The sequence below is a fragment of the Thermoactinomyces sp. CICC 10522 genome, assembly GCF_016055075.1.
In the GTDB taxonomy this organism is placed as follows: Bacteria; Bacillota; Bacilli; order Thermoactinomycetales; family Thermoactinomycetaceae; genus Thermoactinomyces_A; species Thermoactinomyces_A daqus.
This window is the reverse complement of sequence record NZ_JAECVY010000033.1, coordinates 1-8837: the sequence shown is the minus strand read 5'-3', so window position 1 is coordinate 8837 and position 8837 is coordinate 1. Positions and strand designations below refer to the sequence as shown.

Annotated in this window: 8 protein-coding genes and 2 rRNA genes; 1 reads left to right on the top strand and 9 read right to left on the bottom strand. The window is 49.6% G+C overall.

Annotation, left to right across the window (positions count from 1 at the left end; genetic code table 11):
* From I8U18_RS17090 to murQ, 7 genes are all read right to left on the bottom strand, one after another.
* A 16S ribosomal RNA gene (locus I8U18_RS17090) occupies window positions 1–95 on the bottom strand; the annotation flags it as partial.
* A 415-nt stretch (window positions 96–510) separates the two neighbouring features.
* Window positions 511–1653, bottom strand: coding sequence for an anhydro-N-acetylmuramic acid kinase AnmK (gene anmK, locus I8U18_RS17085; RefSeq protein ID WP_370589431.1), 1143 nt, complete (start codon window positions 1651–1653; stop codon window positions 511–513).
* 4 nt (window positions 1654–1657) lie between these two features.
* Window positions 1658–2560, bottom strand: a complete 903-nt coding sequence (locus I8U18_RS17080) for an N-acetylglucosamine kinase (RefSeq protein WP_198065141.1) — start codon at window positions 2558–2560, stop codon at window positions 1658–1660.
* A gap of 9 nt (window positions 2561–2569) precedes the next feature.
* The gene (locus I8U18_RS17075; protein ID WP_033101963.1) at window positions 2570–3658 is read right to left on the bottom strand and encodes a DUF871 domain-containing protein; all 1089 of its coding nucleotides are present in this window, start codon (window positions 3656–3658) and stop codon (window positions 2570–2572) included.
* Between the two features lie 45 nt (window positions 3659–3703).
* Window positions 3704–4018 (bottom strand): PTS lactose/cellobiose transporter subunit IIA, encoded by a 315-nt coding sequence (locus tag I8U18_RS17070; RefSeq protein WP_198056597.1) that lies wholly within the window; start codon window positions 4016–4018, stop codon window positions 3704–3706.
* Window positions 4019–4051: 33 nt separating this feature from the next.
* On the bottom strand, window positions 4052–4360 hold the full coding sequence (locus I8U18_RS17065; RefSeq protein WP_033101965.1) for a PTS sugar transporter subunit IIB: 309 nt from the start codon (window positions 4358–4360) through the stop codon (window positions 4052–4054).
* Between the two features lie 64 nt (window positions 4361–4424).
* Window positions 4425–5333 carry an N-acetylmuramic acid 6-phosphate etherase gene (gene murQ, locus I8U18_RS17060; protein WP_198065140.1) on the bottom strand — a complete coding sequence of 303 codons (909 nt, stop codon included), beginning with the start codon at window positions 5331–5333 and terminating at the stop codon, window positions 4425–4427.
* Between the two features lie 184 nt (window positions 5334–5517).
* Here murQ and I8U18_RS17055 point away from each other — a divergent pair, with 184 nt between their 5' ends.
* Window positions 5518–6807, top strand: coding sequence for a PTS sugar transporter subunit IIC (locus I8U18_RS17055; protein WP_198056599.1), 1290 nt, complete (start codon window positions 5518–5520; stop codon window positions 6805–6807).
* A gap of 207 nt (window positions 6808–7014) precedes the next feature.
* Here the strand turns inward: I8U18_RS17055 and I8U18_RS17050 are convergent, their stop codons facing one another.
* Window positions 7015–8430 carry an amino acid permease gene (locus tag I8U18_RS17050; protein WP_198065139.1) on the bottom strand — a complete coding sequence of 472 codons (1416 nt, stop codon included), beginning with the start codon at window positions 8428–8430 and terminating at the stop codon, window positions 7015–7017.
* 252 nt (window positions 8431–8682) lie between these two features.
* A 16S ribosomal RNA gene (locus tag I8U18_RS17045) occupies window positions 8683–8837 on the bottom strand; the annotation flags it as partial.

Sequence of the window (8837 nt, the reverse complement as noted above, 5' to 3'; positions counted from 1 at the left end):
TGGGTCCGATCCCGAAGGATCTTCCCCCGCACGACTTGCATGTATTAGGCACGCCGCCAGCGTTCATCCTGAGCCAGGATCAAACTCTCCGATAAAGATTTAAGCTCAAAAAGAATCAACAGGTCATGCTTCACTCTTTAGTTTTCAAGGAACACATCAAAATTCTTTTTTCTCAACCGCGTTTCGCAGCGACGAAAATCATCTTATCAAATTTAATTTTAGATGTCAATGGTTTTAATAAAATTTATAAGTAAAACCATCAAGAACAGAATACGCTTTTTTTCTGCAAATAAGCGAGCGGCCTGGACAAGGCTTCTTGATGGAACCAACAGGCCCAAATCCCTTCGGCTTTCAGGAAAGTAATGTCCAGGCCGGCTCTAACCGCCTCCTTGTTGAGTCAGGCTCAGCCGAAATTCAAACTCAGCGAAATAAAATACAGGCGCGCAAACGTTTTGTCAGCTGTTTTCCTCTTTTCGCTCCGCCCGTTTCATTCTTATTTTTTCTCCCGGTTCAATATGGAACCGGAGTGACGGATCCGAGCACGACCCTTCTTTCCGCCCCGGTTGCGCCGGTCACATTTCCCGGCAAACCGTGCAGCATTTCATTGGCCAAAACGGCGAAAGCAACCGCTTCCTTGGCCGCGGAGGAAAACCCCAAATCTTCCTGGGTTAACACGCGATGATGGGGCAGGCATTCCTTCAACATTCGCAAAAGGGTAGGATTATAACTTCCCCCGCCGCTGATAATGATTTCAGCTTCCGGATACATCGGAAAAATAAATCGCTTATAATTTTCTGCGATGGAGCGGGCGGTAAACAGGGTAACCGTCGCCAGCCAATCTTCTGCCTGCAACCCTTTCCACTCTTTGAGCAGCTCCTCTGCATAAGGGGCGCCAAACACCTCCCTCCCTGTCGATTTGGGCGGGGGAGCAGAGATGAAGGGATGATTCATGAGCCTTTCCAGCAAAGGCTTGTGGATCTTTCCCCTGGCCGCCCACTCTCCGTTACGGTCACAGGGCAAACCGGTCAACCGTTGGCAAATCTCATCAATGATCATGTTGCCCGGCCCGGTGTCAAAAGCAAACACCTCATCCAGCGTGGTCTCTTTGGGAATGACGGTGGCATTTCCGATCCCGCCGATATTCTGCAAAATTCGGTCACGCCCGGACCGGTACAACAGAAATTCGGTATAGGGTACAAGCGGCGCCCCTTCCCCGCCTGCCGCCATATCCATTACCCGGAAATTGGCTACAACCTTGGTTTTTGTCTCATAGGCGATCACAGCGGGTTCCCCGATTTGCAAGGTGGAGCGGACAAAAGAACCATCGGATTTGGGGATGTGATAAACAGTCTGTCCATGCGAACCAATAAATGCAAGTTCCTCCAAGTCCACCCCGGCTTCACGGCAAACCTGTTTCACTGCCTCCGCAAACAGAGCCCCCAACTTAAAATTCAAACTACAAACCAGCTTAACAGAAGAGCGGTCCACTTCACAGCAGGCGCGAATTTCCCGTTTCAGCCCATCGGGAATGGGCAGGGTGAGAAAATGGATCAGTTTTACTTTCGTTGCAAGTCCGCTTCCCTCAATTTCCACCAATGCGGCATCGACCCCGTCCAGTGAGGTTCCCGACATCAAACCAACTGCCAGCGCCACCTGATCATCCTCTCTCCCCAAGTCTTCTCATGGCCAGATAATATCCCCCTTTGGCAGCTGATTCCCCTGCGATTGCGACGCGGGCATTCACAATGGATTGCCTGATTTCGCGCAGAAACGTTTCCCTGACATGGGAAATCCGGCAAAGAATGCTGCCGGCGACGGCAATGGAAGCATCGTCACCAAACCCCAGCTTTTCCCGCAAGCGCAGCGTCATCTGCACCAACTTCCTCCCGGCGCGGCGCAAAATCGCGGCAGAAGCCTCATCACCCGAATCGGCCTGTCTCGCGACGATTGGTGCCAGACCGGCAATCTCCGCCTTCGTCACTCCATAAACAAATGATTTTAACCCCTCCGCCTCTTTCACCCCGATTTCATCCAACAAACATCGGCTGAGCGGGCTGTGCGGCAGGTTCCGTTCCGCTTCAGCGATAATGCGGCGCAACGCCTGAATCGCAATCCAGTAACCGCTTCCCTCATCTCCCAGCAAATTTCCCCATCCTCCTGTCACCGCCTGAACGCCTTCCTTCACCCCAAAGCAGATGGAACCCGTGCCGGCAACGGTTAAAATGCCGTCCCCTCCCCTCAAGGCTCCTGCATGGGCGATCTGCGCATCATTGACGATGGAAAAAGGGATGGCAAAACGCTCGCGAAGCATCTTTTCCAGTTCCGCACGGCAAGTGCCGCTCTCAATTCCCGCCAGCCCGAGATAAAGATAAAGGCACCGATCCTTTACTTGATGGATGCACCCCTCAATCGCCTCGCGTATATGCTTGATCGCCCGTTCCGGATCAACCAGAACATTGGCAAATCCGCTGCGTGACCGTGCCAGTTCCCTCCCGCTCAAATCAAAAGCCACCGCTTCGGTTTTCGTTCCGCCTCCGTCGACCCCAATCACAAACGGCATCCGGATCACCTACTTTTTATGTTCAAACCGAAAGGGACTCCACGGTTTCAACATATCCAGCAAAATCAGCTCTTCCTCGGCTATTCGCCCGACAACGTTGGTTTTTCCTTCATTTTTCATCGGCTTCAGGGCAATCTGCAATTCGCCTTTATACTGTCCGTACAGATCGTTGTCAATCAGCACATCGCCGCGCTTGATTTCGACAGTGAGATGCGGGGGAATGGGGACATCTTTGTATTTTACCCGGCTTTGGGTTGAGCGGATGAGGTAGTCGGAAACATCCCCGCGATAAAAATGAGGCTCTTCCAGGACGATTTTCCGCTCCAACTCCGTGATCCCTTCGTTCAGCTGAACAGTAAACGTCAGCCGGTCCGGATCAATTTGACTGAGCGCTCGCAGTTCTTCCTCAGACGCATAAGCATTTCCGACGATGACATCGTCAATGACTCCGGTGGCAAAAAGATGTTTGGCCTGCACGTCGACCGGCAGGGTTCGATGCATTTCCAGCGTGCACAGGCCCTCGGTTACCGGCCAGGGACCGAACGAAGCCGCTTGCGAGGACACAAAGGCAGCGGTGCGAATCCCCTTCTCTTTAAACTGCCAGCTGCAATGGAGAAAGTGATCATACGCCAGGCCGGTATAACGGTGAGGATAAAAATTATGACAGCCGAGCAAATTTTCCCGTTTCGGCTGATAACTGAGAATCTGCTCAAGATAACGGGTGCCGTTGCTCATATTGAGTTCAATTTTTAAACCGTAGGGATTGTACGTCATCGCCGCCTCTTCCCGGCCGGTGAAGCCGAGATCCAACCGGATTCCGCTCGCGCCGAGCTCGTTAAAAAATGACAGATCTTCGTAAGAGATTTTCAAGGCCTGAAACACGCGGGGAGCAATATCGACAACCACTTGCATTCCCAACCGATTCGCATACGCAACGGTTTCTTTAAAATCGGCGAGAATTTTTTCCCGGTTTCCCTGAACGGACAGCAGGCAGGAAAACACCCTGCTGAATCCGTACTCATGCGCCAGCTTCAAATACGCCTGATCCCGGTCAGGGGTGGAATGTTCCGGATAAATCGACACACCCAACCGTTTCATTGTTTTTCCCCTCTTTCTGCAAAACCGCTTTGAATGGTTGCCAAGTTACCGGCTCTCCTTCAATTTTTTGATTACCCGGATCATCCGCTCAATCAGCTTTTGCTCGCTTACCGCCGTCATCAAATGGTCTTGTGCGTGTATCAACAGCAATGATTTTTCAAACGTGGTCCCGTTCATCTCCGCCTGAATCAATTTCGTCTGCGTCTCATGGGCTTTCTCCAATTCTTCTTCGGCCTGTTTCAGCAACTGATCAGCTCTGTCAAAATCAAACGTTTCTGTTGCCTCCAGCGCTTCATAAGCAAGCCCGCGCGCATTTCCGGCATGCAGAATAATATTGAAGATTTCTTGTTCCAGATTCATCATCTTTCTCCTTCAACTAAGAGATCAGGACATTTATTTACTTTCGGCATAACTCTTGATCAGTTCAAGTACTTTCGGGGCGCCGATCGGCGTATAACCTGTAGGTGGAATCAAAACAACCGGTACATTCAACTGCTTGCCGATCTCGGCAAAAGTGGAAAAACGATGCTTTACTTGCGGAGCCACCAGCCCCAGATCATACCCGGGCAATTCATTTTCAAATTCGTGGGTGCCGACCGCTTTGATCTCCAGAGCAAATCCTTGTTTATCCGCCTCCTGTTTAATGGCTTTGACCACGATGGCGCTCGACATTCCGCCTGCACAAACCATCAGCACTCGCACAAACATCCCTCCATCATGATAAAAGAAATCGGCTGTCCGCCGTATGGATTGCTGATCTTTATTTTCAGTTTTTATTCACCGCTGCCAGTGCTTTTTTTAAGACTCCGTCATGTAATTCCAAAAGCCGGACCGCCTCATCGGGGGAGAGATCCGTTAAAAGTTGCAAAATGGCCGCTTTGGTATTCCCGTTCTGCTCTGATAGCGCTTTCTCCGCTTCCGCTCTGGTACAACCGGTCGCCTCAATCACAATGTTTTTCGATCGCTCAATCAGCTTATGGTTGAGCGGTTCCACATCCACCATCAAATTCTGATAAACTTTACCCAGGCGAATCATGGTTGCCGTGCTCAGCATATTAAGGACCATTTTTTGCGCAGTACCCGCTTTCATGCGTGTAGAACCGGTCACCACCTCCGGGCCGGTCACAACGCAAATCGTATGCTTAGCCACCTGTTCCATTTTTGTGCCGGGGTTGCAAACAAGGGCGACACTGGTTGCTCCCACCTCATTTGCATATTGAAGGGCACCGATCACATACGGTGTGCGCCCGCTTGCAGCGATTCCGACCACGATATCCCTGTCCGTCAGACGTATTTCCTGCAGATCGTTTTTTCCAAGATCATACTGGTCTTCTGCAGTTTCCCAGGATGTATCAACGGCACCCGCTCCCCCGGCGATAATCCCCTGAACCAATTGCGGCGGCGTACCAAACGTGGGCGGACATTCCAAAGCATCGAGAATCCCGATTCTCCCGCTCGTTCCGGCACCGATATAGATCAGACGCCCCCTTTTTTTAATCGCCTCCACAATCTGATCCACCGCCCGTGCAATCTGCGGCAACGCAGCGGCAACCGCCCCGGGGACCAGCGCATCTTCTTCGTTGATCCGTTTGACAACTTCAAAACTGTCCAACTCATCAATATCCATTGTACGTGGATTTCGTTTTTCCGTCTCCAGTCTGTCCAATTCCGACATCGCCTGTTTTCTCTCCCATCTGACGTCATTTAAGGGGCATTTTTTTCCTTGCAAAAAATATCTGAACAATTTTTATTATAACAAAAAAATTGGTATAGACAACTACTGCCCGATAAGTTATATTCAAATTGTAAACGGTTATATTTCAGACTAGTGTCACATTTATAACACCAGGAGGTTTTTTATGGAAACATTTTTGCAATGGATTGATTCTAAGTTGATGCCTCCTCTTGCACGCCTTTCGGAAGTGCGGCATTTGCGGGCCATTCGGGACGGAATCATCTCTGCTCTTCCCCTTATTCTCGTCGGTGCTTTTTTCTTGATTATCGCCAATCCTCCCATTCCCGGTCTGGCGAAGATGGTGGAGCCGTACACCAATGACATTTTAATCCCGTTCCGTCTTACACTCGGATTAATGGCCCTCTATGCTTCCTTCGGCATGGGATACAGCTTGGCCCGCTCCTACAAACTGGACGGCATTTCCGGCGGCATGCTGACGATGGCGACCTTTATCATGGCAACAATTCCGGTCAATCTGGATGACAAATTGCCGAAAGACCAGCCGCTCGGTTGGCTGTTGCCCATGGAAAACCTAGGCGGTTCGGGACTGTTTATGTCAATCTTGGCAATGCTGATCGCAGTTGAAAGCCTGCGATTTTTCAAGAAACATCGCATCACGCTCAAAATGCCCGATTCCGTGCCCAGTTCGGTTTCACGCTCGTTTGAGGCACTGATTCCCGCTGCATTTATTATCGTTGTCATGTGGGTGATCCGCGTCTGGCTTGGAATTGATTTAAATGAGGTATTGCACGCAATCTTCAAACCGCTGGCCGCCTTTGCCGGAAACAGCTATCTCGGCGCCTTGGTTCCGGTCATTTTCATCATGCTGCTCTGGTCGGCCGGTATTCACGGCGATGCGGTGGTCGGAACCGTTTTTCAACCGATCTGGTTTGCCCTGCTGGATCAAAATGCCGCTGCTGCCGCTGCCGGCAAAGCGCTGCCCAATCTGATTGTCGAACCGTTTTTTCAATGGTTCGTCTGGATCGGAGGATCGGGAACGAGCATCGGCCTTGCAATCCTCATGTGTTTTTCCAAATCTTCATACTTAAAGAAAGTCGGCCGTTTTTCGATTGTACCCGGCATTTTCAATATTAATGAACCGATCGTTTTCGGTGTGCCGATGGTGATGAACCCGCTGATGTTCATCCCTTTTGTCTTGGTTCCCATCGTTTGCACGACAACCACATATATCGCTTTTTCTCTCGATCTGATTAACCGCGTGGCCACCATTCCACCCTGGACATTACCTGCCCCAATCGGAGCGTATCTGGCAACCGGCGGAGATTGGCGGGCGATCGTTTTGTGCCTGGTTAATATCTGCCTTTCCGTTCTCATCTACTATCCCTTTTTTAAGGTATTCGAAAAAAGAATGCTCAAAGAAGAAAAAGGGGAGCTTGCCCAGTCAGCTTCATAAAATGCCCGCTGATCCGGCTCTGAGGGCATCAAAACTGCTGCAACCGAAACAAAACCGGGTGCGCATTGATTTTGCCGGATTGAATCAACACGTGCCCGGGATGTTCAGGAGGTGGAACGGGAGCTGTTCAAAATTCATTGAGGATGGAAATCCGGAAACCAAACCAAAACAATCCCTGGATAAAATGCCGAGGCGCACCGCATCCATTTACCGCAGTTTTTCGGCTGCCCTCGTCCCTTTGCGCCTGATGAGGATGAAGTAAGAAAAGCCGGCGATAAGCACAAATCCGACACTGATCAGCATACTCATCAAATGCTTGTAATCAAAAACACTCCCGACCAGCGCAATTGTCAAAATCAGGATGGCAAGCCAAAAACGCCAGGGAATTCCCCAGACTTTGCCCTGTTCATTGGCTGACTCTTGTTGAAAACGGCGAAAACGCAGGTATGTGTACAGAATCATGCCCCACAAAAACAAATAGACCACACCTGCAGAGGTCGTCAGAATTTCATAAATGGAACCAGGCAAAAAGTAAGAAGCGACAATGAACAGAAATACAAAGATCGTCGTCACGATCAGCGAGGGAAAAGGAACGCCTCGCTTATTTATTTTAGCCAATAAGGAAGGAGCTTCTTCCCGTTTGCTGAGGCTGACCAAAATATGAGAGACGCCAAACATGGCGGCAATAGCCGTTGAAAAGGCTGCCAAGATCATGATGAGATTCAGGACAGCATCAGCAAACGGGATGCGTAACAAGGTTAAAATCGTTATCATCGGACTTTGGTTTTCCACGATTTTGGTCAGCGGGATGGCATAGAGGATGGCAAAAAGAGACAACAGATATAAAACAGCCAGAAGAAGGACAATTTTACGAAAAGCTGACGGAATCACCCTCGGATTTTCGACCTCGGCCGAAGCCATTCCCGTGGCCACAATCCCTCCAAAGGTAAAAAACATCATGCTCAAGCTTGTTAAAAATCCGGGCAGGCCATGGGCAAACCATTGATCCGTCCGGGTAAAATGCGCATGCGCGGCAACCCGTCCACCAAGGATGAAATAAAAGACAACACCGATAAAGATGACCAAAGCTGCCGTTTTTACCACAGCAAAAAACGATTCGATTCGCCCGTAATTATTCATGCCAATCAAATTAATCCCCAGCGCCAACAGAGTGTATATCGTTGAGAGCATCCAGATCGGAACAGAAGGCAGCCATTTTTGTGTAAAGATACTGATCCCCGTAATCTCGCTGGACATTGCCAAAACTCCTGCCGCCCAATAAATCCAACCGCCAATAAAACCAAATAAAGTTCCAAGATACTTTTCAACGTAATAAATAAATGAGCCCTGAGAGCCGGATTCCGTCACAATCATGGCACCCAAAGAGTCAAAAATGGCCCAAACAGCAAAAACTCCAACCAAATAAGACAATAAAATGGAGATCCCTGTTTCACGGATCGTCGTGGCTGTCGTCAAAAAAAATCCCGCTCCCAAGATGGAAGCAACCCCGATAAAGACCAGTTGCCCTTCGGACATTCCTTTTTTCTGCTTTTGTTCCGCAATCTTTTTTTGGTGAAATACCTGCGGTTTTTGCACTGATAACGGCTGTTTTCCTTCTTTCATCTCATTTCCTCCCTCCTTTTTAGAATTGCAATCATGTCAAAACCTTATGTATTTCCCTGTGAAAAGATATGCAACTTTGCTGGTGTTGCCCTTTGACGGCACTTTCGGGCGGAAACAAAAAAACACCTGTTTAATCGTATTAAACGAATAAACAGGTGTTTTCCATTTAGCCGTATTCCCTGAAAACTAAAGAGTGAGTAAGGCATGACCCGAGAAGTAACCGGTTCATTTGCTCTGTGAAGAGCTCCTTAGAAAGGAGGTGATCCATCCCCACCTTCCGGTAGGGATACCTTGTTACGACTTCACCCCAATCATCTGCCCCACCTTCGGCGGCTGGCTCCCGAAAGGGTTGCCTCACCGACTTCGGGTGTTGCAAACTCTCGTGGTGTGACGGGCGGTGTGTACAA

Coding starts and splice junctions, on each gene's coding strand:
- I8U18_RS17080 (WP_198065141.1), bottom strand. CDS start 2,560: ATGCCGTTTGTGATTGGGGTCGACGGAGGCGGAACGAAAACCGAAGCG.
- I8U18_RS17075 (WP_033101963.1), bottom strand. CDS start 3,658: ATGAAACGGTTGGGTGTGTCGATTTATCCGGAACATTCCACCCCTGAC.
- I8U18_RS17070 (WP_198056597.1), bottom strand. CDS start 4,018: ATGAATCTGGAACAAGAAATCTTCAATATTATTCTGCATGCCGGAAAT.
- murQ (WP_198065140.1), bottom strand. CDS start 5,333: ATGTCGGAATTGGACAGACTGGAGACGGAAAAACGAAATCCACGTACA.
- I8U18_RS17055 (WP_198056599.1), top strand. CDS start 5,518: ATGGAAACATTTTTGCAATGGATTGATTCTAAGTTGATGCCTCCTCTT.
- I8U18_RS17050 (WP_198065139.1), bottom strand. CDS start 8,430: ATGAAAGAAGGAAAACAGCCGTTATCAGTGCAAAAACCGCAGGTATTT.